This window comes from Corynebacterium pseudodiphtheriticum (genome assembly GCF_023509295.1).
Classification (GTDB): Bacteria; Actinomycetota; Actinomycetes; order Mycobacteriales; family Mycobacteriaceae; genus Corynebacterium; species Corynebacterium pseudodiphtheriticum.
The window spans coordinates 554087-579509 of record NZ_CP091864.1; the positions used below are offsets into that span (position 1 = coordinate 554087).

A 25423-nucleotide genomic window follows, 5' to 3' on the forward strand; every position below is an offset into this window, starting at 1 on the left:
TTGGACTATATGTCGAAAACCTATGCAGACTTCCTTATCGACACCCTCGCCAAACAAGGCGTGCGCCACATTTACGGCCTTGTTGGTGACAGCCTGAACCCCATCGTCGATGCTGTGCGCCGCCACAAAGACATGGAATGGATCCACGTCCACAACGAGGAATCCGCAGCTTTCGCCGCTGGCGCAGAATCCCTGGTTACTGGCGAACTTGCCGTGTGCGCCGCCTCCTGCGGGCCGGGAAATACCCACCTGGTGCAGGGGCTTTACGACGCCCACCGTAACGGCGCCCGCGTCCTGGCACTGGCCACCCACATCCCGAGTGAAGAAATCGGCACCGGCTTCTTCCAAGAAACCCACCCGCAGGAAGTCTTGAAGGAATGCTCCGGCTATATCGAAGTCGCGCATTCCGCGAAGCAGGGCCAGCGCATCCTGCACACCGCCATCCAGAATTCGATTGGCAACAAGCAAGTATCCACGCTGGTTATCCCCGGCAATATCGCCGCGGAGAAGGTCGACGAGCCGGTGAGCGGTGGAGTAATCGCCCGCAAGAAAGGGCAGATGATTCCGGATGCTGCCGACGTCGACAAGCTCGTTGCAGCCATTGATGAGGCAGAAAAGATCACGCTGTTCGTCGGTGCTGGCTCCGCTGGTGCGCACGACGAGATTATTGATCTAGCGACCCACCTGCACGCCCCCATCGGCCACGCGTTGGGTGGTAAAGAGGTTATTCAATATGACAACCCGTATGACGTCGGCATGTCCGGCCTGCTGGGTTATGGCGCTTGCTACGACGCCTGCCAGGATGCCGATCTGCTGCTGATGCTGGGCACGGACTTCCCATACGTGGACTTCCTGCCAGACGGCTCTGATGTAGTGATCGCGCAGGTTGACAACAACCCGGAGCACCTGGGGCGCCGCGCGGTACTCAGCCACGCTATCTGCGGCGACGTGCTACCAACCGTCAACGCGCTGCTGGAAAAGACGAAGAAAAAGACTGACCGCTCGTTCCTGGATGACATGCTGAAAAAGCACGAGCGCGAGTTGTCGCATGTCGTGGATGCGTACACCAAAAACGTCGAGAAGCACACCCCGATCCACCCGGAGTTCCTCGCCGATCAGATTGATGAGCTGCTGGATGATGACGCCGTGGTCACCGTCGACACCGGAATGTGCAACGTGTGGGCCGCTCGTTATATCAACCCCACTGGCCGCAACCGCGTGATTGGTTCTTGGAAGCACGGCACCATGGCCAACGCGCTCCCACAAGCTATTGGTGTGCAGCAGGCAGACCGCAACCGTCAGGTCGTCAGCTTCTCTGGTGATGGTGGCTTGGCGATGTTGATGGGTGAGCTGTTGACGGTACGTCGCAATAATCTGCCGGTGAAAACCGTGGTCTTTAATAACTCCTCGCTGGGCATGGTGAAACTGGAAATGCTGGTCGAAGGCATGCCGGAGTTCGGCACCGACCACGACGGCGTCGATTACGCCGGTGCTGCCGAAGCCTTGGGCATTCCTTCCGTGCGCATCACGGACCCGAAGAAGGCGCGCCAGCAGCTGAAAGAGGCCCTGGAGATGGATGGTCCGGTGCTGATCGACGTCATCACGGACCCGAATGCGTTGTCCATGCCACCAACACTGGAATTTGATCAGCTCAAGGGCTTCGCCTTGGCAGCTGGCCGCACTGTGCTTGACGGTGGCGTGGGCAAGATGTTGTCGATGGCGCGGTCTAACCTGCGCAATATTCCGCGCCCATAAGCACACTTCGCGTTCTAGCGGTGCGTTGCCAGAGCGCGTAGGAACATAATCCCGTATTGCGGTGGTGACGCACGATCTGTGCTTGCTGGGCTGTTTCAAGGCGATGTTTGGTGCCCATGCTGTTTAACGTTTCAGCTCGGACGCGAGTTCGACGGCCTGGCGGATAGCCCGTGCCGCGTCGAGCTCTGCAGCCACATCCGCGCCACCAATAACGTGCACGCGGGAGCGCTGGTCCTCGGTTAAGCTCTCGAAGTCTGCTTCGACGACTGACTCTTGGCCGGTACACAACACGATCGTGTCGACGTCCAGCACGGTGTCGATGCGGTTATTTTTCAGGTCGTCTTCCAGCTCGGCGACCTTAGCTTTATCTCCCGCCTTCTGTGCCTTCCGGATAGCCTTGGAAGTCTTGGTGGCGTCGTTGACCGGCACATTCAGGTGAAGTCCGTGGTTGTCGACCTTCGTATAGGCAACGCCACTGACCTGCTTTACACCGGCCGCGGCCACCGAAATACGGTGCACCCATCCGGTGGTGCGGTTCAGGCCCAGCCCCTGTGGTGAAGGCTTGCGCTGCAGCATCGTGATTTCGCGCTGCGCCCGTGGAGGGTGTGGGCGTTCCAGGTTGCCGGGCAGATCCGAGCGTCGGCTGACGCCCCAGGCGGATTCCCATTCGTTGATGGTCGCTGGTGTGGGCTCGGCTGTGATATCTGCGGCGGTGATGTTTGTGGACGCAGGAGCTTCCACCAAATACTCTGCAACATCGAAGCCGATACCACCTGCACCGGCAATCGCCACCTTGTTGCCTGCTTGTTTGGCGCCGGACAACAATTCCGCGTAGGTGATGACGTCGACGTCGAACTCGCCGGCCATGGCCTGTTCGATGCCCGGAATCTCCGGTATGCGTGGGCGCACACCGGTGGCGATCACTACTTCATCGAAGCCTGCGGCGAAAGCCTCGTTGGCTGTCATTGGGCTAGAGGTAGTGATTTTTACATTGTGTGCATCCAAACGCGCGAGCACTGACTGCAGGGAATAGTGGAATTCTTCTTTGCCCGGGATCTGCATTGCCAAGCGGAACTGCCCACCGACGGTGTCAGCTGCCTCAAATACCTCGACGGAATATCCGCGTTTCGCCAAAGCTTCAGCACCAAATAGGCCAGCGACACCGCCGCCGATGACCGCGGCTTTCGGGGCTGCATTTTCTGGGTGAGCACTACCGGCAGGCTCGCCAGCACTAGCGTTGCCTTTGTTGATCGGCTGCAAGGTCAGCTCGGTTTCGTAACCGGCACGAGGGTTAACTAAACAGGTGGCGCGCTTGTTTTCAAAAACATGGTCCAGACAGGACTGGTTACACGCAATGCAGTGGTTAATCTGGCGCGCGTTTCCAGACTGCACACGGTTGATGAATTCTGGATCCGCCAACCAGGGGCGGGCCATGGAGACGAAATCGGTTTCTACGCCGGTGTCATCCCAGGTTCCGGCCAGTACTTGCTCGGCAACTTCTGGGGTGTTGATGCGGTTGGATGAGACCACCGGAATGTTGACGTGTTTTTTGACTCGCGCGGTGGCCCAGCTGAAGGCTGCGCGGGGCACGCTGGTAACGACCGTCGGCACTTGAGCTTCATGCCAGCCGATACCTGTGCTGAGCATGTCGACGCCTGCTTCTTCCAAACCACGTGCTAGTTCTAGAATTTCGGTTTGGGTTTGGCCTTCGTCGACCAATTCCAGCATGCTCATGCGGAAGTCCACCAGGAAATCTGCGGGCACGGCTTTCCGCACTGCCCGTGCTACTTCCAAGGCGAACAGGCTGCGTTGCTGGGCCCAGCGGTCATCGCGCTGGTTCGTGCGTGAGGAAAGGAACTGGTTGATCAAATAGCCTTCCGAGCCCATAATCTGCACCCCGTCATAGCCGGCCTCGGCGGCGAGTTTGGCCGAGTGAGCGAAATCCTGGACGGTTTGCGCAACTTCTTCGTCGGAAAGCGCACGAGACGGAAACGGGCTGATCGGCGCCTGGGTGGCACTAGCACTGACTGATTCCATATGAAAGGCGTAGCGTCCTGCGTGCAGTAGCTGTAGAAACGCCAGGCTGTCGTGTTCGTGCACGGCGGCGGTGACTTGCTTGTGTGCTTGCACCATTTCGTGATTATTGAACGGTTGTGCATACGGGCTTAGCACTCCCAGCTGGTTTGGGGAATAGCCGCCAGTGACCACAGCTGCCGCGCCGCCTTGTGCGCGTTCGGCGAAATAGGCAGCTAATTTCGGTGCATCCGCTGGGTCGTCTTCGAGGCCGGTGTGCATTGACCCCATAATTGCGCGATTGCGGAAACGTTTCTTGCCGACGGTCAGCGGAGCGAGTAGTCGCGAATAGTTGTCGTTGCGGGAATCCGGTGTGGCCCTAGGTGCGGAGTTGGTTACAGAAGAAGCCATGGGAGTGCTCGCGAAATGTGTCATAAATAACACTCTAGCGTGTGTTCTGCATAACAAAAACCCGTCAAGGCTCCTGATGGCTGCGGGATAGGCGACCCCGGCTGTGCGGGACGAAAATAAGGCGGGTAGACTACGTGGTCGTGTTCATGTGCACTTGGTGCATATGAGTGGTCACGGGGCGTAGCGCAGCTTGGTAGCGCATCTGCTTCGGGAGTAGAAGGTCGCAGGTTCAAATCCTGTCGCCCCGACAAATGGGGTCCAGGCTGTGAGTGCTTTGGGCCTCTGTTTAATAAAATAATTACTAGCACTATCCCTCGATGAGAAACCAGGAGAGTTACTCGTGAAGACAACCGTCGACAAGCTGAGCGATACCCGCGTGAAGCTCACCGTGAATGTCCCATTCTCTGAGCTCGACAAGGAAATCGACGCAGCCTATAAGGCCATTGCGCAGCAGGTGTCTATCCCAGGTTTCCGTAAAGGTAAAGCGCCTCGTCAGCTGATCGACGCGCGTTTTGGTCGTGGCCCTGTTTTGGAGCAGGTCGTTAATGACATGCTGCCGGTGAAATATGAACAGGCCATGAAGGAAAATGACATCAACCCAATCGGTCAGCCTGAGGTTGATATCAAGCAGATCGAGGACAATGAATTCGTAGAATTCACTGCTGAAGTCGATGTCCAGCCAGATATTGAGGTTCCGGACTTCTCCAAGTTCAAGGTCTCCGTTGCTCCGCTGAAGTCCGTGGATGAGGCCACCGATGAGCAGGTCGATCAGCTGCGTGATCGTTTCGGTGAGCTGAAAGAAACCAAGCGTCAGCTGAAGACCAACGACTTTGCAGTCATCGACTTGTCTGCAGAGATCGATGGTGAAGAAATTGAAGACGCCAAGGTTGAGTCCATGTCTTATCAGATCGGTTCCGGCAACCTGGTCAAGGGATTGGACACCGCTCTGCGTGGCATGAAGACCGGCGAAGACAACACCTTCACCGCGAAGTTGCAGACCGGTGAGCACGCTGGCGAGGAAGCAGAAGTTTCCGTGCATGTACAGAAGACTCAGGAACGCAAGCTGCCTGAGTTCGACGATGACTTTGCACAGATGGCTTCGGAATTCGATACTGCTGATGAGTTGCGCGAAGCTATCCGCACCCAGGCTGAAGAATCCGTGAAGGCCCAGCAGGCTGCAGAAATCCGCGACGAGGTGCTGAAGGCAGCTCTGGAAAAGGTAGAGTTCGAGCTTCCAAAGACCGTGGTCGACGACCAGGTGCACAACCAGTACCACCAGGTGCTTGGCCAGGTTGGTGGCGACGAGAAGGCTCTGGCGCAGCTTTTGGAAGCACAGGGAACTTCCCGCGAGCAGTTCGACAAGGAAGCCCGCGAATCTGCCGAGGATTCTGTACGTACCCAGTTGTTCTTGGATGCGGTTGCCGAGCAGGAGCAGCCAGAGGTTTCCCAGGAAGAACTGACCGAGCACATCATGTTCACCGCACGTTCCTACGGCATGGAGCCGGGCCAGTTCATGCAACAGCTGCAGCAGGCTAACCAGCTGCCAAACTTGTTCGCTGATGTTCGTCGCGGCAAGGCACTGGCGATGGCTATCTGCAATGTCCAGGTAGAAGATACCGACGGCAATGCTGTTGATCCAAAGGACTACTTCGGTGAAGAAGAAAACGCTGAAGGTGCCGACAACGCTGCAGCGGCACAGGAAAATTCCGAGGAGAAGTAATCTCTCTTGGTGATTTTCGGAGCATATGATGCTTCGAAAACCACACCCGCCGGGTTTGGCTAACGTAGCTGAGCTTGGCGGGTTTTGCGTAGGTGCGGTGCATGTAAACGCTGACAGCGAACACAGCTGACGGGCCTACGGACGGCGAGTACGCTGGTGTCATTGAGTACGACGACTAACAGGAGTTGGAAACACTAATGTCTGACAAAATTACGAGCGAGGCAGGTTCGACGGGCATGAACCTGGGCGACTCTGTCTACGAGCGCTTGTTGCGTGAACGCATTATCTTCCTGGGTACCCAGGTGGACGATGAAATCGCCAACAAGCTGTGCGCACAGATTTTGTTGCTTTCTGCGGAGGATCCAAACCGCGATATTTCTCTTTACATCAACTCCCCAGGCGGTTCCGTAACCGCAGGCATGGCTATCTACGACACCATGAAGTACTCGCCGTGTGACGTGCGTACGTACGGCATGGGGCTGGCAGCTTCCATGGGGCAGTTTTTGCTCACTGCCGGTGCACCGGGCAAGCGCTTTGCTTTGCCACACGCACGCATCATGATGCACCAGCCATCCGCCGGTGTTGGTGGTACCGCCGCTGATATCGCGATTCAGGCAGAACAATTCGCGCAGACCAAGCGTGAGATGGCACAGCTGATTGCGGAGCACACTGGCCAGACTTTTGAACAGGTCACCAAGGACTCCGACCGTGACCGTTGGTTCACCGCACAGCAGGCTTTGGAATACGGCATGGTAGACCATGTCATTTCTTCTGCTCAGGGCGGCACTGTTACTAACTAAGCACGAACCACGAACCAGGTAAGAGGAGAACTACTTTCATGTTGAACCAATCCCAGATGCCAACTTCGCGGTACGTGCTGCCGTCGTTTTTGGAGCACTCCGCGAACGGCACGAAGGAAACCAACCCGTATAACAAGCTGTTTGAAGAGCGCATCATCTTCTTAGCGTCCCAGGTTGATGACACCGCAGCTAACGACATCATGGCGCAGTTGTTGGTTCTGGAGTCTCAGGACCCCGACCGTGACATCACCATGTACATCAACTCGCCAGGTGGTTCTTTCACGGCTATGACAGCGATTTATGACACCATGCGTTTTGTCCGCTGTGATGTGCAGACAGTGTGCTTGGGGCAAGCTGCTTCTGCGGCGGCATTGCTGCTGGCTGCGGGCGCACCAGGCAAGCGCGCGGCGTTGCCGAACTCTCGTGTACTGATCCACCAGCCTGCTACGCAGGGCACGCAAGGACAGGTCTCTGACTTGGAGATTCAGGCTGCCGAAATTGAGCGTATGCGTACTTTGATGGAGCGTACTTTGGCAGAGCACACCGGCCGGAGCGCAGAGCAGATCCGCATTGATACTGACCGTGACAAGATTCTGACCGCGGAAGATGCCGTGGAATACGGAATTATCGATCGCGTCTTTGACTACCGCAAGGCTAATCACGACTAAACTCTGCTGATTATTTAATTTTGGCAGTACCTGCACGACAGCACCCTTCCGATCGTTTCTCGACGGGAGGGTGCTGCTGTATTTTCGCCAACACGCTTTTGGGGTAGTAGATCTTTGCCTGTATTACTCACCTGAGACAACCCATGGGTGTTACACCCAAAAAATGGGGGTAGCTGTGGTGTCAGCCGTACTCGTAGATTGCTGTGAGCAGCTCTAAACTCTGTTGGGGGCAATCATTTCACCAGCGCCGGTTTCCGTGAACAAAAACCGGACACGATGATCCGCCTAATACACACTTAGAGAAACGACCACACAAAGGCACAGGGCAACAGGTATGACACCTTCGAGTTCCAAGACCTATCGTTTAGCAATTGTGGAAGACCACGAACTAACCCGGCAAGGCCTAGAGGCCATGCTTAGTAGTTATTCGGATTTCACCGTTGTCGCCAGCGCACCCAGCGTGCCGCAACTTCTCAGTGCCTTAGGTAAAAAGAAGAAAGTCGACTTAGTCCTGCTTGATCTTCGCTTATCGGACGACAGTCGACCGGTAGAAAATGTGGAAAAGATCGAAGAGCTCACCCCGCATATCGTTGTGGTCTCGTCCTTGGAAAGCCCATATTTGCTGCGGCAAGTACTCAGCACCAGCGTCGCGGAAGTATTGAGCAAAACCCAACCATCGGAAGAAATTGTGGCCGCTATTCGTCGCACTCTGGGTGGGTGCCCGACGATCTCTACGGAAATGGCCGCTGCGATGGATAGCGATCCTTTACTTGAATCCGTAGACCTTTCCGATCGACAGCGCGAAGTCTTGGAATTATATGCTTCGGGTGAGCCAGCGAAGCGAGTTGCTCGTTTGACTGGTTTGAAACAAGACACGGTTAACGATTATTTAAACCGCGTTCGGCAGAAGTACTCGAGCGTCGGACGCGATACCTTTACGAAGCTGGATTTATACCAGCGTGCTCAAGAAGATGGATTCTTACCCGGGCCGACTGACCCGCACTAACACTCGCATTCGGGCGCTTCGTAATCTCACCGCCGAGAGCCAGGATTGCGCGGGGGCTAGCAGGTTTTCAGCCGTCCTAGACCTCCGGGAACGGCACCCGGGTAATCCCAGTACTGTCGGTGGTGATCGTGGCGAAATATTTGCGCCCCGGCGGCAAAATACGGATGGTTACTTTGTCTGTTCCCGCGAAGTTCAGACGCTCCAGCACCAGAGGCACAAGCCGTTCCAGCGCGGCGCCGGCATCTCGGCCATCGGATTTACGGCCGACCGTGCTGGAATCGCGTTCACTCCGATCATCCAGCAGCAATACCGTAGCGCCGGCTTTCCGTGCATCCCAAGCAGCAGTTTTTATTTCGGGGCGATCCAATAGCGGCGCACGCAGCATGTCGCGGATCGCTAATTCTGTTAGGCGGGCCCTTTCCCGCAACAACGGTGGGGGAGTCTGGAAATGCTGCACAGCTTCAAACACCGGCGCCGCGTGCAACTCGATGCGTTCATGCCAATGTCTGTGCACTAACTGAATCTGCCGCACCCGTGCCGCCTCTGCATAGGCGGTACGTTTTTCCATACGCAGCCGCGGCAGGTTTTTCAGCAAAGTGTTGTTAGCAAGAAAAACCACCGTGGCTGCCATGACGAGATTGACCTGCACCAAAATATCTGCCAGAGGTGGGCTGGCAAGTGCACCGGCGGTGAGCAAGGTGCAGGCTTTCATTAACGCTGCGCTGGCAACGAAGCAGCCGGCTCCCCACAAGATCTGCCCCCGCAAAATCAGAATGCAGCAGAGCAAGCTAATGATCGACAACGCCCACAAATTTTCTCGGCCAGCCACATAATCGACGCGTTGCAACATGCTTAACGGGCCCAACATAAGAAAACCGACCGTGAAGACGAAGCGTTTGGTGCCGCCAATATGGGGTGAGCTGTCTAAGACAAGCAGGGCTAAAGTAGCAATGGCGACGGCGGCTGCTGGGATCGCCATCAGGAACTCGCCGGAGTTCACCCACACTGCAGACACGATGCTGATGACGGCCAGGATTAGGTATGGCCAAGCCCATGATCGGGAAACTTGTGCTGGCTGCAGTAGCTGGTGCTCTAACTTTGCGGCTGTGAGCTGATCTTCGGAAAGATCATTTGCTTGTGCTGCCACGCGCTCATTGAATTGGGATTCTGCGGTGCGCAAGCACCAGCGCACGGTGACGGTTGTGCCGTTGTCAGGCGAAGAGACAATTTGGGCGTCGCCACCATCAATACTGCGCATGCGGTGCAAAATCGATACGTTGATGCCCGCCCGTTGCGGATTACGCGTTGCCAAATCGAAACCGCGACCGTCGTCAGAAAATTCAAAAACCAGCTCACCATCGGTGATGTTGATTACGCAGCGACGCTGACACGAGTCGCCAGCATGCTTCCGGGAATTACGTGCAGCTTCAGTGACAGACAAACGGATGGCTTCGGCTGCAGAATCTTTGATCGTAGAAAAACCAAGGTCGGAACTGCCGTTGTGTGCGTCTTGCCCATTGACTGTGATGGAGCAATCTGGGGTGAGATCCTGCACGCTGCGGGTGACGTCGGCAAGCAATTGTTCCAGCGTAATGTCTTCGCCAGTCGCGGGGCGAGAAGGCAACGAACGTACGGCGTCGGCCTGCATATTTTGTCCGCGGGCGATGGCTGAGAGTGAACCCAAAATATGGTCATGAACCAGCCCATTGAGGCGTTTGCGCTCGGCAATTGCGGCATGCTTGGACTCGGATTCAGCTAAAGAATCCTGCACCTTCTGTTCAGTCTCGTCGATAGTACGTGCAACCCGCATCAACGTAACTGCCCCCAACACAAACGGAATCAAGTTCATGAGTACCGCAAATCCGGTGATCGCTAACAGCTCTGGAATACTCGTGCGCCCGTAGACGATGGAATGCAATGCGCTGGGTAGGACCTGAATCAAAATTGCAACCAGTACCGCTCGTCTAGTCGGGGAGAGCAAGACCACACTGATGGCCAAAACGCCGGTGAAATCGGTAAACCGCAGTACCGCAGGGCCCAGGTCGGCCATAGTGTAATACGCCACAGGAAACGCCAGGGTAGCTACCAACAGCACCAGCGCATTTGTATACAGGGAATAACGCAACCAGACCAGCTTGCCGACGATTGCCGAGGCCAGCATGAATATCCCGCTCAGGGCCAGCCCGATGCTTATGAGGTAGCCGTACCAGTCGCCGATGTAGCCGGAACCATAGGTGACGTATTGCAATCCCAGATAGACCAACAGCGCGACCGCCATTGCGGCGCAGCAGATTCGTAGGGTGGTGAGTTCGACGGAATCGTCGCCCATGGCACGCCGGATTCGCCGCAAGAGCGTAGGCAAAAAACGTGCATCGTGTGCATCGTGTACAGAGCGTGCAGAGTGTGCATCGTGTTCGACAGAAGCAGTGTCGGCGGCAGAAGCAGAGCCAGCAGCAGTGCCGGTAGCAGCGTCAATATCGAAGGCGGTGCGGGGAGTAGCCATACAGTAAGTTTTGCATCATGAGTTCGGACTGGTGGCATCGGCTCTACCATCGTGTGGCTACCAGCGAAACGGTGCATGGTGATTACACTAGAGACAATAATCTGGCTGTCTTGTGGCGCCAGAAATATCCTCACGCACCTGTCCACGACCGCGAAACGAGAAGTACGTAAAAGATTCTATGGCACGTATGCAAGAAAGCGCTGATCTGCTGAAGTGTTCCTTCTGTGGGAAGAGCCAAAAACAGGTGAAAAAGCTCATCGCCGGTGGCGGTGTGTATATCTGCAACGAGTGCATTGAACTGTGCAACGAGATCATCGAAGAAGAAATCGCTAACGAGCCGGGCGCACAGGAATCCGACGATGCCAAGCGTCTGCCACGGCCGTCGGAAATTTCTGCGTTCCTGGATAACTATGTCATTGGACAAGACCAGGCCAAACGCATCCTGTCGGTGGCAGTTTATAACCATTACAAGCGCATGCGTGCCGACGAATTTACCCACAGCGGTGCCGGTGGAGGGCAGAAAACCTCGGGCCCGAAATATGGCGGGCGGGCCGATTCCATCCATGCGGATGAGGAAGTTGAGATTGCGAAATCCAATATCTTGATGTTGGGCCCTACCGGTTCGGGCAAAACCTACCTGGCACAAACGCTGGCGCGCATGCTGGATGTGCCATTCGCGATTGCGGACGCTACTTCGTTAACGGAAGCTGGCTACGTCGGTGAAGACGTAGAAAATATCCTGCTGAAGTTGTTGCAAGCTGCGGATTTTGATGTGGAGCGCGCGCAGCGTGGCATTATTTACGTCGACGAGATCGACAAGATTTCGCGCAAGAGCGAAAACCCTTCGATCACCCGAGATGTGTCTGGCGAAGGCGTGCAACAGGCGTTGCTGAAGATCTTGGAAGGCACGACCGCTTCCATCCCACCGCAGGGTGGGCGTAAACATCCCAACCAGGAATTTATTCAGTTGGATACGTCCAATGTGTTGTTCATTGTTGCGGGCGCTTTCGATGGCCTGGACAAAGTAATCGCGGAGCGCGTCGGCAAGAAAGGTTTGGGCTTTGGCGCAGAGATCGACTCCCGCAAAGACACCGACAACGCGGCGTTGTTCTCGCAGGTGCGTACCGCTGATCTGGTGAAATTCGGCCTGATTCCAGAGTTTATTGGCCGCCTTCCGGTGGTAGCTACGGTGGAAAACCTGGATCGGGCATCGTTGGTACAGGTGCTCACTGAGCCGAAGAACTCGTTGGTTAAGCAGTACCGGAGTTTGTTCGCTATGGACGGTGCCGAGCTGATTTTCGATGACGACGCCTTAGGGGAAATCGCAGATTTGGCGATTGACCGCGGCACTGGTGCCCGTGGCTTGCGCGCGATTTTGGAGGACCTGTTGGTTCCGGTGATGTACGATTTGCCGGATCGGGAAGACATCAACCAGGTGGTTGTCACTGCTGCCGCGGTGCGTGGCGACGATGATCCCGAACTGCGTTATTCCGAAAACATGCAATCGGCATAGCAAGCACCAGTCCTAACGCAAAACCACCCCCGGGCTGGGCTCGGGCTATGCCCTGGGGTAGGGGATCAAATTGCGGCCTGCAGCTAGGGCTAGGCTGTGGCTGGGTTTAGTCCCAGTACACCCCGAGCCCGCCACCGTCGTGTTCTTCGTCGCTGGTGAATAGATAGGATTCGTGCTCGGAATCTTCGATATTCGAGGTCAAAAATGACAACACAGCATCGATGACGAGTCGCCGAATTCCCACCGAATTGCTTGCTGAAAGCGTATCGACCTGGGCAGTTGTGGCCATCAGGTGCCGGTGATTGAGCCGGAACAAGCTCAGCGAGATGATTATGTAAAACACATCGTTGGCAGAAATACCGGGCCGAAACGCGCCGGCTTCTTGGCCACGTAGCAATACCCGGTCCAGGTGTAGCCCAAGCTCCGATGATTCCATCATGGCGGTGGTAGTTCCGCTTTCTAGCACCGGGTGTAGGGAATCTGCGGCTAACAAGGCGACCGCCTCGCGGTGCGTGTCTAACTGGGTAAACAAGGCGGAGACAATGTGCGCCATGCATTCTGCGGGCACAGGTGAATCGACATTGAGTGCTTCTGCCGGGGGCGTAATCGCTTCCATGCAGGCTGTGATGGCCTGGGCATATAACTCGTGCTTGTCGACGTTTGTTTCGTTACTGGCTGGTTTTTCCCCGGCTATTTTGTCACCTGCCACACCGGTTGCGTCTGCATTCCCTTCGGCAGCTGAATTCATGAGCCACGAAAAATCTGCGTGCTCGTAACCGTTGCGGAGAAATTCGCTGATGATGGCAGACAGCTCTGCGGAATCTTCGCGATTATTCATGCGCCTCCAAAGCCAAGTTATCGATCAAACGTACCGGGCCTACCCAGGCTGCGGTCAAGGCTAGCGCTGGGCGGGTATCGGCAGGAACGTCCCGTAAATCTGCTGGGTCGACAACACGGAAATAATCTAGCTCCACCCCTGTGCAACTTGCTAGATGGTCTCTAGCTGCTTCTACGCTAGTGAATTCGCCGTCGCGAAGCCCAAATAAGGTTTGAGACAGGGCTTGGGCAGCGCGTCGCTGTGGCGCGCTTAAGCGTAAGTTGCGACTGGATTCTGCCACCCCGTCTACACCGCGCACTATGGGAAGGCCGTGAATAGTCACCGGAATATCCAGGTCCCGCACCATGGCTTGGATTATCGCCAGCTGTTGGGCATCTTTGCGCCCGAAATAGGCCCGGTCCGGCTGGATGATCTGAAACAGCTTGGCGACGACGGTTGCGACTCCATCAAAATGTCCAGGACGGGAGGTGCCTTCTAGAATCTCACCCATGCGGCCAGTACGTACCCAGATTTGTGGGTGCTGGTCTGGATATGCAGAAAAACCCGGGTACATTTCGTCGACACTGGGAGCAAAGACCGCATCGACGCCGAGCGTGCGTAGGAATTCTGCGTCTTGTTCCAGGTTTCGCGGATAGTTGCGGTAGTCGTCGCAATCACCCAGGTCGGTGAACTGCAGTGGGTTAACGAATACTGATGCGACGACGATGTCGTTGTCGGCGCGCGCGGCGCGCACCAGGCTGGCATGCCCGTCGTGCAGTGCGCCCATCGTGGGAACCAAGCCCACAGTGGGAGCCGAGCCGGCAGTGGAAGCTGTGCCCACCGTGGGAGCCGAGCGTGCTTTTACGCAAAACTCGCGTACGTCAGAGATAGTGTGGAAGACCTGCATTTAATTCTCGTCACTAAATGATTCGGCGTCATTCGGGAACGTACGGGCTGCAACATCCTCGCGGTAAGCGCGAGCACCTTTACGCAGCTCGTCGGCAAGATTGGCGTACTGGCGCACGAATCGCGGTGGTGTCCCAGTGCCCAGACCGAAGGCATCAGTCCAGACCAGGATCTGGCCGTCGCACTCGTTACCTGCACCGATGCCGATGGTGGGAATAGGGCAGTCACGGGTGATCTGAGCAGCCAGTTGACTGGGTACCATTTCCATGACGACGGCGAAAGCCCCCGCTTCTGCCACCGCCTGGGCGTCTGCGCGCAGCTGCGCGGCGGCCTCACCACGGCCTTGTACCCGGTAGCCGCCGAGCGCGTGTTCGGCTTGCGGGGTAAAACCAATGTGTGCGCACACCGGAATGCCGGCGTCGACAAGCGCTTTGATGGTCGGAGCTATTTCCACACCACCTTCGATTTTTACCGCCTGCACGCCGGCCTCTTTCATAAACCGCACCGCGGTATCCACGGCTTGGGCTGGCGAAGTCTCATAACTGCCAAAGGGCAAATCGGCGACAACGAATGAGCGGCGGGTAGAGCGCACCACCGCAGCGGACAGGCTGATGAGCTCCTCGGTGGTGATCGGCAAAGTGGAGCTGTGCCCGAACACGACGTTGGCCGCGGAATCTCCCACCAGCAGCAGATCAATCTCGGCGTCGTCGAAAATGCTGGCGGTGAGGCTATCGTAGCTGGTCAGTGCAGTGAAAGGGGTGCCGTTGGCTTTTGCGCGGGAAAAATAATGGGTGCGTAGACGTTTTGCAGGAAGAGACGGTTGGGTAGACATAGGCCGGATTTTAGCAGTGTGGCGGATTATTACTCGGGATCTACTGGGCAACTCCTGTAGCGCTGCGGCCCAGGTTGCGGGTGGGCGCTAGAATAGGCGCCGTGATGACGGAGAACCAGCAAAACCCAGATAACCGTAATTCCGCAACCGATGCCGCGCCGGGTCGCGACCGTAGCGATCTGCTTGCGAAGAACTGGCAACCGGGCGAGGTAGAGAAAGATCTTTACGACGCTTGGGAGTCGAAGGGCTATTTCCGCCCGGACGAAGATGCGGACAAGCCTGCTTATTCCGTGGTTTTGCCGCCACCGAATGTCACCGGGCAGTTACATATGGGGCACGCGTTGGATCACACGTTGATGGATTCGATTATCCGTCGCAAGCGCATGCAGGGTTTTTCCACGCTGTGGCTGCCGGGTTCGGATCACGCAGGCATTGCTACCCAGACGAAGGTGGAAGCGAAGCTGCGCGAGCAGGAAGGCAAATCTCGCTGGGATTACTCGCGTGAAGATTTCATTGCCAAGGTTTGGGAATGGAAGGAAGAATACGGCGGCACCATCCAACAGCAGATGCGCGCGATTGGTGATTCCGTCGACTGGTCGCGCGAGCGCTTCACCCTGGATGAGGGGTTGTCGCGCGCCGTGCAGCACATTTTCAAGCAGATGTTTGACGCCGGCATGATTTACCGCGCGCACCGCTTGGTCAACTGGTCGCCGGTGCTGGAAACAGCGGTCAGTGACATCGAGGTCGTACACAAAGACGTCGACGGTGAGCTGGTTTCGCTGCGTTACGGCTCGCTTGCCGACGACGAAGATCACGTCATCGTCGCCACCACCCGTGTAGAAACCATGCTTGGCGACGTCGCCGTGGCCGTACACCCGGATGATGAGCGCTATACCCACCTAGTGGGCAAGAAGTTCCCGCACCCGTTCCGGGACGATCTGGAGCTGGAAGTCATTGCCGACGACTACGTAGATCCGGAATTTGGTTCCGGTGCCGTGAAGATCACCCCGGCGCATGATCCGAATGACTATGCGATGGGCTTGCGCCACAACCTGGACATGCCCACGGTCATGGATACCACCGGCCATATCGCTGGCACCGGGACCCAGTTTGATGGGTTGAGCCGCGAGGAAGCCCGCGTGAAGGTTCGCGAGGCGTTGGCGGAGCAAGGCCGCATTGTCGCGGAGAAGCGCCCGTATACACACTCGGTGGGTCATTCGGAACGCAGCGGGGAACCGATTGAGCCGCGCCTGTCGCTGCAGTGGTTTGTGAAGGTGGACAAGCTTGCACAGATGGCTGGCGATGCTGTGCGTGAAGGCGATACCAAGATTCACCCGACGTCGATGGAGCCACGCTACTTTGATTGGGTTGATGACATGCATGACTGGACTATCTCGCGCCAGTTGTGGTGGGGCCACCGCATCCCGATCTGGTACGGGCCAGAAGATGAAAACGGCGAGCGTGACATCGTCTGCGTCGGCCCTGATGAGCAAGCCCCAGAAGGCTATGAGCAAGACCCCGACGTATTGGATACGTGGTTTAGCTCTGCACTGTGGCCATTTTCCACGATGGGCTGGCCAGATAAAACCGCTGACCTGGAGCGCTATTTCCCAACCTCGGTGCTGGTCACCGCCTACGACATCTTGTTCTTCTGGGTTGCCCGCATGATGATGTTCGGCACCTTCGCCGCTCAGCAGGACCCGGAAACCTTCGGTACGGCTGCCGACGGCCGGCCACAGGTGCCGTTCAAGGATCTCTACCTGCATGGTTTGGTTCGTGATGAGCACGGCCGCAAGATGTCTAAGTCACTGGGCAACGGCATTGACCCGATGGATTGGGTGCGCGATTACGGCGCCGACGCTTTGCGCTTTACCTTGGCGCGTGGCGCGAACCCTGGCGTGGATCTGCCGGTGGGTGATGAGGCTGCAGAGGCTTCGAAGCGCTTTGCTACCAAGTTGTTCAACGCCACCAAGTTCGCGTTGATGAATGGTGCCGGTATGGGCGAGCTGCCCGAGCGCAGTGAGCTTACCGACGCCGACCGCTGGATCCTGGACCGCACCGAACAAGTACGCGCGCAGGTAGACAAGTATCTGGATGACTACCAGTTTGCGAAAGCCAACGAACTGCTCTACCACTTCGCCTGGGGCGAGCTGTGCGACTGGTACGTCGAGATCGCCAAAACCCAGATCCCACGCGAGGGCGAATCCGCCCAGGGCCGAAACACGCAAATTGTGCTGGGCCGAGTGCTGGACGTTGTACTGCGTTTGCTGCACCCAACCATGCCGTTCGTTACCGAAGTGACGTGGAAGGCGCTGACCGGTGGCGAATCTCTGGTGGTAGCAGATTGGCCTACCGCAGCTGATACCAACGGCGGGGTAGAGGCCGACGACGTTGCTGCACGTCGCATTGCCGACGCTGAGGTGCTGATTACCGAGTTGCGTCGTTTCCGCGCGGACCAGGGCGTGAAGCCGTCGCAGAAGATCCCCGGAAAGCTGGACTTTGCTGCCGCCGACTTGGTTGGGCAGGAAAACCTGGTGCGCAACCTGGCAAATGTGGAAGAGCCAGGCGCAGATTTCACCGAGTCTGCTTCCGTTGAGGTACGCCTGAGCCAGGCCACCATCACCATCGCGGTGGATACCTCAGGTGCCGTGGACGTGGCAGCAGAACGCGCCCGACTGCAGAAGGACCTGAAAAAGGCAGAAAAGGAACTGGCCCAGACCAGTGGCCAGCTGCAAAACGAGAAGTTCTTGGCCAGGGCACCACAAGATGTCGTCGACAAGATCAAAGATCGCCAACAGCTGGCACAAGAAGAAGTCGACCGCATCGGTGCTCGTCTGGAGGCACTAGGCTAGTGGCAGAATACGAACACGCAGACCCTTCCGAAAGCAGCGAGTTAGACCAGGACCTCGCTGCCTTGGCCGGTGATGCGGTGGAAGTCGACGAGCACGGGTTGAAACTCAACCTGGGATTGCCGGATGAAGAACGCAACGCGCCAGCCCCGCTGCAAGCCACGCCAGAAGAACTCAGCGCGCTGGCTGCGGTGGAAGCGGAACTCGATACCCGCTGGCCAGAAACGAAGATCGATCCGAGCCTGGAACGCATAGAGTACCTGCTGGATTTATTGGGCAACCCGCAAGAAAACTTCCACGTTATCCACGTCGCGGGCACCAACGGCAAAAGCTCGACGGTGCGCATGATTGATTCGCTGCTGCGTGGGTTTCATCGGCGCAGTGGCATGTTCACCTCGCCGCATTTGCAGACGGTCACCGAACGCATCTGCTTGGATGGTAACCCGATTCCTGCGCGGGACTACGTGCGCCAATGGGAAGAAATTGAGCCGTTTGTGCAGATGACCGATGCGCATTTCGACGTGCGCTTGTCCAAATTCGAAATCCTGACTGCCATGGCTTATGCCGCGTTTGCGGATGCCCCGGTGGAAGTCGCGGTGGTGGAAGTTGGCCTGGGAGGGACCTGGGATTCCACCAACGTGGTGAACCCGGAAGTTTCCGTCGTCATGCCGGTGGGCTTGGACCACCAGAACTACCTGGGCGAGACCATCGAAGAAATCGCGGCGGAAAAAGCCGGGATCATCAAAAAACGCGATGACCTGGACGACGTGTTGAAGCCGTCGGAGAACATCGCGATCATCGGAGAACAAGACCCGAAAGCCATGGACGTGATTCTGCGCCGTGCCGTCGAAGTGGAAGCCGGTGTGGCGCGCTATAACAGCGAATTTGGGGTGCTGGAAACCTCCGTCGCTGTAGGTGGGCAGCAATTGCACCTGCGCGGGCTTGGTGGAGAATACCCAGAGATTTTCATCCCTCTTTCAGGTAGTCACATGGCAGCGAACGCCTCGTGCGCACTGGCAGCGGTAGAAGCGTTCTTTGGAGCTCGCGCCGGGCACGGGCTGGACCTGGATACTGTGCGGGAAGGCTTCCGCACCGTGTCGGTGCCGGGTCGTTTAGAGCGCGTGCGTACCTCACCGACTACGTTCATCGATGTAGCGCACAATCCGCATGGTGCGCAGGCACTGGGTGCGGCACTCTCGCGTGATTTTAATTTCCAGCGTCTCATCGGCGTAGTAGCCGTATTCGACGACAAAGATGCCAAGGGCGTATTGCTGGCTTTGGAACCGCACCTGGATGAAGTGGTTATTAGCCAAAACAGCTCTCCGCGAGCTCTGGACGCATATACGCTGGCGGAATACGCCGTGGAAATCTTTGGTGAAGAGCGCGTGCACACTATCGACGATCTGCCTGGTGCCTACGCGCTGGCCGTGGAATTGGCAGAAGATGCCGAGGTGCAATCGGGCTCTGGCATCGTGATCACCGGCTCGGTGGTTACCGCTGGGGAAGCCCGCACGCTATTTGGAAAGGAACCGTCGTGACAGATCAGAATTCCCGCCACGACAATAACCGCCACGCTGCCGAGTACGGCCCATTGGGCCCGGGCAAAGCGCCGGTAAAAGACCCCATGCGTGGGTTGGCCGGCATGATGTCGGGCACGCTGATCATGCAAGCGATCAGCATCTTTTTGGGTCTTACCGTCATTTTAAAAATTGATGGTGGCGTTTATTGGACGACGCCGAACTGGGTCGCGGTAACGATGCTCGGGGCTTTGCATGTGCTCGCAGTCTTTTTCGTGCGTAAATCCTGGGCTATCCCCATGATTCTGGTGCTGCAAGCGCTCGGGTTGTTGACATTTTTCATCCACTGGTCCATCGGCGTGATCATGCTGTTGTTCATTGCTGTCTGGGCGTTCATGCTGTATTTACGCTCGATGTTGTTGGAACGCATGCGGCGTGGCTTGCTAACCACTCAGCATTTGGGCACGGACTAGCTGCGCTAGTGGTCAGCGTTTGGGTACGGACTAGCTGCGCTAGTCGTGGAATTTCCGGTGCTCGGTGTCGGCTGGAAAGTGCTAGACCGAAGAAGTTTTCACTGAAACAAGTTGTAAACTAGAGACCATGACTGAACGTACTCTGATTTTGATCAAACCTGACGGTGTACAGAATGGCCACGTGGGAGAAATCATCTCCCGCATTGAGCGCAAGGGACTGCGTCTGGCAGAACTCGATTTGCGTGTGGCAGACCGTGAAACCGCAGAAAAGCACTACGCTGAGCACGCCGATAAGCCATTTTTCGGTGAGCTGGTGGATTTCATCACTTCCGCTCCCTTGATCGCTGGCATCGTGGAAGGCGACCGCGCCATTGACGCATGGCGCCAGCTGGCTGGCGGCACCGATCCCGTCGGCAAGGCCACCCCGGGCACCATCCGCGGTGATTTTGCGTTGTCCGTGGCGGAAAACGTCGTCCACGGTTCTGATTCCCCAGAATCCGCAGAGCGCGAGATCGGGATTTGGTTCCCGAACCTGTAAGCAGCGGGATCTGGTTCCAAGAATCTGTAAGCAGTGGGTTCCGGTTCCAAGAATCTGTCTCCACTCGGTGCGCTCGTTCCGCGCACTTATATAACCCGACGCAGTTTATGTGCGAATTTTGCAAATAGTGGCCACAAAACCGCCGATTTCGTAGCACTAATTGTAAAAAAGACACATTGACCGTAGCTAGGGATTGCCGCCAGCGTCTATGCCAAGGGCGGCGCTGGGCGCTGCCCACCCCGCGCTAGCCAACCCCCGTGCTAGCGGGAGCGCAACCGCAATTCCTGTAACACTGAACTTCGCTAACGCCCCTGCCGGTAGTGCTGCAAGCACTGAATACCGGTGGGGGTTAAGCTATATTGCCACTTGTGCGGCTGCTCGCGCACGGTAATTTTCTTGGCCTCGACCAGGTGCGCTTTCCGCAATGTTTCCAGCTCAGTGATCACTTCATCGGTGTCCCGGTGGATGGCGCCCGCAAATTCTGCGACCATGACGAACACATTATCCCCGGCTCCGACGGCCGCCAGGTCCCGCAGTACCTTCGGATGTCGTGCGACCAGTTCGAGTCGCTCGCTGGTGATTTCTTCCATATTGCTTTTCCGCAGTGCCTGTTGGATTCGACGCTTGCCGACGCGACGCGGACCGATATTGGTGCCGAGGATCTGGAAAGCAAAGCCGATGGTCGCCACCGCCGCCGTCACCGCAATGGAGGCAGCTGGATGAAGAACGCCGTCTAGCTGGGCGATTGGCAGCGGCAGAATGACACTCCACGGGAATATTGGAAGGTACAGCATGAGTTTTTGCTGCGGGGTGTAATCGGTGTCCCGGTATTCCTCGGTGGAAACGGAGACTAGGTAATCACGGAATAGCCAGACACCGGATCCGATGGCACAGGCGAAACTGAGTAGTGCAGCTAGCCAGTGTTCGTGCAGTAGCAACGAATAACCAAGCCCTGCGGGCACGGCGGCGCCAGCGTTGAAAAGCAGTTGTGTAGTTATCGAACGGTGGTGACCCTTTCTACTGAGCATGTCCTTATTTTAATCAAAATCGCCGAGTTGTCGTGTTCGATTGGTCAGATGACACGCAGCTAGCGGGAGGAAACTGTGGGCGAAGTTGTGCTTTGCGGCTATCCGTCGGCAAGAATTCTGTGACATAATGCCAACTGTGTTGTTCCCGCGAGTGCGGTTGGAAGAACGTTACGGCACACGGTTTTTGTATGACGAGCCCGGTGTGGGCTTTATATTTGAATATTTTCGATGCCCTGCGCGGCAGCGGCCAGGTGGCTGCGCCCGGGGTTTAAGACGAGCTCAGGAGAAAAGATAACGGTGAATTTCACCAAAGAGACAATTGAAAAAGCTTCGACGCTGACAAGCGCGGCATGGCCGGAAAAGACCCGCGTGTATACGTTGGCGAAAAATCTAGGGTTGAGTTCGCGGGAGCTCATTGGAGTTTTAGCGGATTTGCAGATTTCTAAGCGTGCCCAGTCGAATGTGGCACCGGACGAGGTCACTGCCGTACTGGATTATATCGCGAGCAAAGGCAAAGCCGATTCGGGCACAGCTGGCAGGGCTGATTCAGGCAAAGCCGACTCAGGCACAGCTGGCAAGGCTGAACAGAGCGAAGCCGAAGGCAAAACGGCCGATAAGAGCGAAAATACGCATGGCAAGAAAGCGCAGCAACCAAAGCAACCAAAGCAAACAGATTCGACGCTAGACCACGAAGCGGAAGAGAAATTGCGCCACCGCGTGCGCAAAAACGTGGAAAATGAAATTAACCAGATCGTGCAAAAAGTTGCTGCGGATCTGCCAAGCATTTCGGTATCTGATGAGCCTGAGCCAGCCCCGAATGTGCCCGCCCCAGCAGAACCGAGGATGAATGCCTATGTTCCGGTATTCCGTGCACCGGATGTCGGTCCGGAGGTTGCGGAATCTGAGATTGACGACATCATCGCCGCTACGGAAGAAGCCGAGGATGCAACCGGCGCACCCGAAGAAAACGACGATAACCGGGGACGTAACCGTGCTGGAAAAACCTCGCGCGGTGTAAGGAGATATGGTGCGCGGATCGCAGCAAGCGATGCGACGGCTCATTCATCCAATTCAGTCGCTTCCGATGATCTGGTGGGAGCTGACTCAGCGGGCGACGATGATCTAACGAACGATGGCCTAACGGGTGATGACCTAACGGGTGATGACTCGGTGCGCAACGACAACTCCGCGAATAATCGCGGTGGGAGCAGCACTAATTCCCGCGGTCGACGCCGCCGTGGTCGCCGTGGTGGATCACGTGGGCGTGGTAGCGCGCAATCGGTGCAGGCTGGTGACGCTGATCAGGGTGATGATAATCGCCATGTTGCTGGAAGCAACGTCGCTTCCCAGAAAGACGGCGGTTTTGATGAGAGTGCCCAGGAGTCCTCGAACGAAGGTTCACAGGGCAGTGTGGAAGAAGCAGCTGCCAACAAAAAAGACTCCGGCGACGCAAAAAATTCTGGTGACGCGAAAAACACCGGCGATGCCAAAAATAAAGACAAAGCTGCGGACAACAAGCACACCGTCGAAAAGATTGACGAGCCACGGGGTTTGCGCGGCTCCGACCGTCTGGAAGCACAGCGTCGTCGTCGCAACGAGCTGCGGGAAGAAAGCCGCAAGACAGAACGCATAGTTTCCGAAAGCGAATTCCAAGAGCGTCGAGCAGCAATCACGCGCAAGATGGTTGTCTGTGAGCGTCCACGCATGGACGGGCCAGGTACGGTTACTCAACTCGGTCTGCTCGAAGACGACGTGTTGGTCGAGCACTTTGTCAATGCGGAAAACCAAGGCTCCATGATCGGAAATATCTACCTGGGCCGCGTCGAAAACGTGTTACGCAACATGGAAGCAGCGTTCATCGATATTGGGCAGGGACGCAATGCAGTCCTTTATGCCGGGGAAGTTGATTGGAAAGCACGCGGCCTCAGCGGACACCAGCGTCGTATTGAAGCGGCCTTGAAGCCTGGCGACCAAGTGTTGGTGCAGGTCATGAAAGACCCCTTGGGTCATAAAGGTGCGCGTCTGACCGCGCATATCTCGTTTTCTGGCCGGTACCTGGTGTATGTGCCAGGCGGGCGTAACGCTGGGATTTCACGGAAACTTCCGGCGGAAGAGCGGAAACGTTTGAAAGACATGTTGGAGCGCGTCGTACCGGAAGATGGTGGCACGATCATCCGCACGGCTGCGGAAGGCGTGCCGGAGCGTGCCATTGCTGCTGACGTGGACCGCATGCACAACCAGTGGCTGCATATTAAGCAGCGCGTGGAAGATGAGATGCAGTCTGCATCAACCGAGCCGGTAACTCTATTTGAAGAGCCAGATATGCTGGTCAAGGTGGTTCGCGATCTGTTTAACGAGGACTACACCGAGCTCATTGTCGACGGCGATCGGGCCTACGAGGTTATCTACTCCTATGTGAAGTCCGTGGCTCCGGATTTGTTGAAGCGAATTACGAAGCACGACCCAAAGGCTTTCAACGACCAGGATTCCTTTACTGCGTATCACATTGATGAACAGATCCAAGTGGCTTTGTCGCGTAATGTGCCGTTGCCATCCGGTGGTTCGTTGGTCATCGACCGGACGGAAGCGATGATCGTTATCGACGTAAATACCGGGAAGTTCACTGGTAAGCGCAAGGGCGGTAATCTGGAGGAGACTGTCACGCGCAATAACTTGGAAGCTGTAGACGAAATTGTGCGCCAGATTCGTTTGCGAGATTTGGGCGGCATGATTGTCATTGACTTCATTGACATGATCTTGGAAGAAAATCAGGATCTGGTGTTGCGTCGGTTGAAAGAGCGTTTGACTTCGGATCGTAGCCGTCATCAAGTTTCGGAAGTCACCAGCTTAGGTTTGGTGCAGCTTACCCGGAAGCGTATTGGTACCGGCTTATTGGAAGCTTATGCGGCAGACTGCCCGACGTGTTCGGGTAGAGGAGTGCTGATCAACAGCGATCCTGTTGATGCCATGAAACAGGCCGAAATTGCGGCACAGGCGCACGACCATGAGCCAGACAATGGCTATGGTCGCAATCGCGTATTGTTGGCAGGCTCTGACGCTAGCGCGGATGGTGCTAGCGCAAGTGATGATGCGGACGCGGCTGATGATGTGGACGTGACTGCGTCGACTTCGGCAGACATGCATGAGGATGAGAGCCCGAAGAGCAAACGCGAACGAGAGCGTGCTGCAGCCGCAGAATTTGAAAATTTGGCGGCTAGCGTGATTGGCAAGCAACAGCCAAAGGCTCGAACTTCAGATGGTTCGGATGAGCCAACAACTGGCTCGGCGAAATCCGGCCGTGCTAAGCGTGGCAAGAATCGCAGAAACAAGCGTGCTCATGATGTTGTGTCGCAAGCTTCGGCTGCCGCACAAGATGGCGCTAAGACACGTAACGTCACTGAGAAGCAAAACATCGGAGACACGCAACCTGTAGGTGATAAGAACGCCTACGAGAAAGCGGTTGCGGAGTTTGAGTCCAGTCCGCGCCGCCGCCGTCGCACTCGTGGTAATTCCCGTTCTGATCACCGTCCGCGCAAGGCGGATTTCCGGTGGGATGACACCCAGGGAAGCAATCAGACAGCGCCGGCCAAGAGGATCCTCACGAACCGGAAGGGTCACGAGGAAACAGTTGCACAGGCTACAGAAATAGCAGGGGCTAAAGGGGCTGCTGAGGAGGCAGTACGTAAGTCTATGAAGCGTCGTCGAGTAGTGCGGCGGATTTCTGCGGTGGCTTCCCAACCAGGCAATGACGCGCAGGCAACAGTGACGCAGCAGCAGGCTGGCGACGCGAGTGATAGCACGCACCGCACCGGTGGCGAGAAACATCAACGCAGTGCCAAAGACGCGGCTGTGCGCAAAAGCACACGGCGGCGTCGAGTTGTTCGACGCCCAGTGAAGAAATAGTTGGGTTTGTCTTTTTGGGTGTGCGCACGGTAGTCTTGGACAGTCGCTGTTATGAGCCTGCGCATCATTATCCAGACAGCTGCTAGATAGCCATATCTAGGTGGCTATCTAGTTGGCACATGGATAGCGTGGCAAGTAACGCTTAAGTAATTAAAGTCCATCTTGGGGCTT

At 56.5% G+C, this 25423-nt stretch carries 17 protein-coding genes and 1 tRNA gene; 12 read left to right on the forward strand and 6 right to left on the reverse strand.

What is annotated here, in order from left to right; all coding sequences use genetic code 11:
- The first annotated feature begins 9 nt into the window (after positions 1-9).
- Positions 10-1755 (forward strand): pyruvate dehydrogenase, encoded by a 1746-nt coding sequence (locus L9H78_RS02485; protein ID WP_249618350.1) that lies wholly within the window; start codon positions 10-12, stop codon positions 1753-1755.
- 123 nt (positions 1756-1878) lie between these two features.
- Here the strand turns inward: L9H78_RS02485 and L9H78_RS02490 are convergent, their stop codons facing one another.
- Positions 1879-4203: an NADPH-dependent 2,4-dienoyl-CoA reductase gene (locus tag L9H78_RS02490; RefSeq protein ID WP_249620393.1), complete on the reverse strand. Its 2325-nt coding sequence runs from the start codon at positions 4201-4203 to the stop codon at positions 1879-1881.
- Between the two features lie 150 nt (positions 4204-4353).
- Between L9H78_RS02490 and L9H78_RS02495 the strand changes: the two genes are divergently transcribed.
- The 5 genes from L9H78_RS02495 (at position 4354) to L9H78_RS02515 (ending at position 8373) form a co-directional block, all read left to right on the forward strand.
- Positions 4354-4427: transfer RNA gene (locus L9H78_RS02495), tRNA-Pro, on the forward strand.
- A 92-nt stretch (positions 4428-4519) separates the two neighbouring features.
- Entirely contained in the window at positions 4520-5899 is a 1380-nt protein-coding gene (tig, locus tag L9H78_RS02500; RefSeq protein ID WP_249618352.1) for a trigger factor, read from the forward strand.
- A 197-nt stretch (positions 5900-6096) separates the two neighbouring features.
- Positions 6097-6699: an ATP-dependent Clp protease proteolytic subunit gene (locus L9H78_RS02505; protein ID WP_249618353.1), complete on the forward strand. Its 603-nt coding sequence runs from the start codon at positions 6097-6099 to the stop codon at positions 6697-6699.
- Positions 6700-6737: 38 nt separating this feature from the next.
- On the forward strand, positions 6738-7367 hold the full coding sequence (locus tag L9H78_RS02510; protein ID WP_021353592.1) for an ATP-dependent Clp protease proteolytic subunit: 630 nt from the start codon (positions 6738-6740) through the stop codon (positions 7365-7367).
- A 334-nt stretch (positions 7368-7701) separates the two neighbouring features.
- Positions 7702-8373: a response regulator transcription factor gene (locus tag L9H78_RS02515; RefSeq protein ID WP_249620394.1), complete on the forward strand. Its 672-nt coding sequence runs from the start codon at positions 7702-7704 to the stop codon at positions 8371-8373.
- A gap of 76 nt (positions 8374-8449) precedes the next feature.
- Here the strand turns inward: L9H78_RS02515 and L9H78_RS02520 are convergent, their stop codons facing one another.
- The gene (locus L9H78_RS02520; RefSeq protein WP_249620395.1) at positions 8450-10876 is read right to left on the reverse strand and encodes a sensor histidine kinase; all 2427 of its coding nucleotides are present in this window, start codon (positions 10874-10876) and stop codon (positions 8450-8452) included.
- Positions 10877-11054: 178 nt separating this feature from the next.
- Here L9H78_RS02520 and clpX point away from each other — a divergent pair, with 178 nt between their 5' ends.
- The gene (gene clpX / locus L9H78_RS02525) at positions 11055-12389 is read left to right on the forward strand and encodes an ATP-dependent Clp protease ATP-binding subunit ClpX (RefSeq protein WP_249618356.1); all 1335 of its coding nucleotides are present in this window, start codon (positions 11055-11057) and stop codon (positions 12387-12389) included.
- A 106-nt stretch (positions 12390-12495) separates the two neighbouring features.
- On the opposite strand, the gene L9H78_RS02530 is transcribed toward clpX, so the two are convergent.
- From L9H78_RS02530 to panB, 3 genes are read right to left on the reverse strand one after another with little or no spacing between them, the layout of a single operon-like run.
- Positions 12496-13227, reverse strand: a complete 732-nt coding sequence (locus tag L9H78_RS02530) for a hypothetical protein (protein WP_249620396.1) — start codon at positions 13225-13227, stop codon at positions 12496-12498.
- Positions 13220-14113: a pantoate--beta-alanine ligase gene (gene panC / locus L9H78_RS02535; protein WP_249618358.1), complete on the reverse strand. Its 894-nt coding sequence runs from the start codon at positions 14111-14113 to the stop codon at positions 13220-13222. The genes L9H78_RS02530 and panC overlap by 8 nt, the downstream gene beginning before the upstream one ends.
- Positions 14114-14944, reverse strand: coding sequence for a 3-methyl-2-oxobutanoate hydroxymethyltransferase (panB, locus tag L9H78_RS02540; protein WP_249620397.1), 831 nt, complete (start codon positions 14942-14944; stop codon positions 14114-14116).
- Positions 14945-15048: 104 nt separating this feature from the next.
- Between panB and L9H78_RS02545 the strand changes: the two genes are divergently transcribed.
- The 4 genes from L9H78_RS02545 (at position 15049) to ndk (ending at position 20321) form a co-directional block, all read left to right on the forward strand.
- Positions 15049-17796 carry a valine--tRNA ligase gene (locus L9H78_RS02545; RefSeq protein ID WP_249618787.1) on the forward strand — a complete coding sequence of 916 codons (2748 nt, stop codon included), beginning with the start codon at positions 15049-15051 and terminating at the stop codon, positions 17794-17796.
- Entirely contained in the window at positions 17796-19331 is a 1536-nt protein-coding gene (folC, locus tag L9H78_RS02550) for a bifunctional tetrahydrofolate synthase/dihydrofolate synthase (protein ID WP_283775223.1), read from the forward strand. The genes L9H78_RS02545 and folC overlap by 1 nt, the downstream gene beginning before the upstream one ends.
- Positions 19332-19417: 86 nt before the next feature.
- Positions 19418-19783 (forward strand): DUF4233 domain-containing protein, encoded by a 366-nt coding sequence (locus L9H78_RS02555; protein ID WP_249620720.1) that lies wholly within the window; start codon positions 19418-19420, stop codon positions 19781-19783.
- A gap of 127 nt (positions 19784-19910) precedes the next feature.
- Positions 19911-20321, forward strand: coding sequence for a nucleoside-diphosphate kinase (ndk, locus tag L9H78_RS02560; RefSeq protein ID WP_021353603.1), 411 nt, complete (start codon positions 19911-19913; stop codon positions 20319-20321).
- Positions 20322-20623: 302 nt separating this feature from the next.
- Here the strand turns inward: ndk and L9H78_RS02565 are convergent, their stop codons facing one another.
- Positions 20624-21349 (reverse strand): hypothetical protein, encoded by a 726-nt coding sequence (locus tag L9H78_RS02565; RefSeq protein ID WP_249618360.1) that lies wholly within the window; start codon positions 21347-21349, stop codon positions 20624-20626.
- A gap of 297 nt (positions 21350-21646) precedes the next feature.
- Between L9H78_RS02565 and L9H78_RS02570 the strand changes: the two genes are divergently transcribed.
- The gene (locus tag L9H78_RS02570) at positions 21647-25252 is read left to right on the forward strand and encodes a translation initiation factor IF-2 N-terminal domain-containing protein (RefSeq protein WP_249620398.1); all 3606 of its coding nucleotides are present in this window, start codon (positions 21647-21649) and stop codon (positions 25250-25252) included.
- Positions 25253-25423: the final 171 nt, after the last annotated feature.

What these genes read in the sequence shown, in the direction of transcription:
- L9H78_RS02555 (WP_249620720.1), top strand. Translation starts at nt 19,418, where the DNA reads ATGCGTGGGTTGGCCGGCATGATGTCGGGCACGCTGATCATGCAAGCG.
- panB (WP_249620397.1), bottom strand. Translation starts at nt 14,944, where the DNA reads ATGTCTACCCAACCGTCTCTTCCTGCAAAACGTCTACGCACCCATTAT.
- L9H78_RS02545 (WP_249618787.1), top strand. Translation starts at nt 15,049, where the DNA reads ATGACGGAGAACCAGCAAAACCCAGATAACCGTAATTCCGCAACCGAT.
- panC (WP_249618358.1), bottom strand. Translation starts at nt 14,113, where the DNA reads ATGCAGGTCTTCCACACTATCTCTGACGTACGCGAGTTTTGCGTAAAA.
- L9H78_RS02530 (WP_249620396.1), bottom strand. Translation starts at nt 13,227, where the DNA reads ATGAATAATCGCGAAGATTCCGCAGAGCTGTCTGCCATCATCAGCGAA.
- L9H78_RS02505 (WP_249618353.1), top strand. Translation starts at nt 6,097, where the DNA reads ATGTCTGACAAAATTACGAGCGAGGCAGGTTCGACGGGCATGAACCTG.
- L9H78_RS02515 (WP_249620394.1), top strand. Translation starts at nt 7,702, where the DNA reads ATGACACCTTCGAGTTCCAAGACCTATCGTTTAGCAATTGTGGAAGAC.
- L9H78_RS02490 (WP_249620393.1), bottom strand. Translation starts at nt 4,203, where the DNA reads ATGACACATTTCGCGAGCACTCCCATGGCTTCTTCTGTAACCAACTCC.
- L9H78_RS02485 (WP_249618350.1), top strand. Translation starts at nt 10, where the DNA reads ATGTCGAAAACCTATGCAGACTTCCTTATCGACACCCTCGCCAAACAA.
- L9H78_RS02565 (WP_249618360.1), bottom strand. Translation starts at nt 21,349, where the DNA reads ATGCTCAGTAGAAAGGGTCACCACCGTTCGATAACTACACAACTGCTT.
- clpX (WP_249618356.1), top strand. Translation starts at nt 11,055, where the DNA reads ATGGCACGTATGCAAGAAAGCGCTGATCTGCTGAAGTGTTCCTTCTGT.
- L9H78_RS02520 (WP_249620395.1), bottom strand. Translation starts at nt 10,876, where the DNA reads ATGGCTACTCCCCGCACCGCCTTCGATATTGACGCTGCTACCGGCACT.
- ndk (WP_021353603.1), top strand. Translation starts at nt 19,911, where the DNA reads ATGACTGAACGTACTCTGATTTTGATCAAACCTGACGGTGTACAGAAT.
- L9H78_RS02510 (WP_021353592.1), top strand. Translation starts at nt 6,738, where the DNA reads ATGTTGAACCAATCCCAGATGCCAACTTCGCGGTACGTGCTGCCGTCG.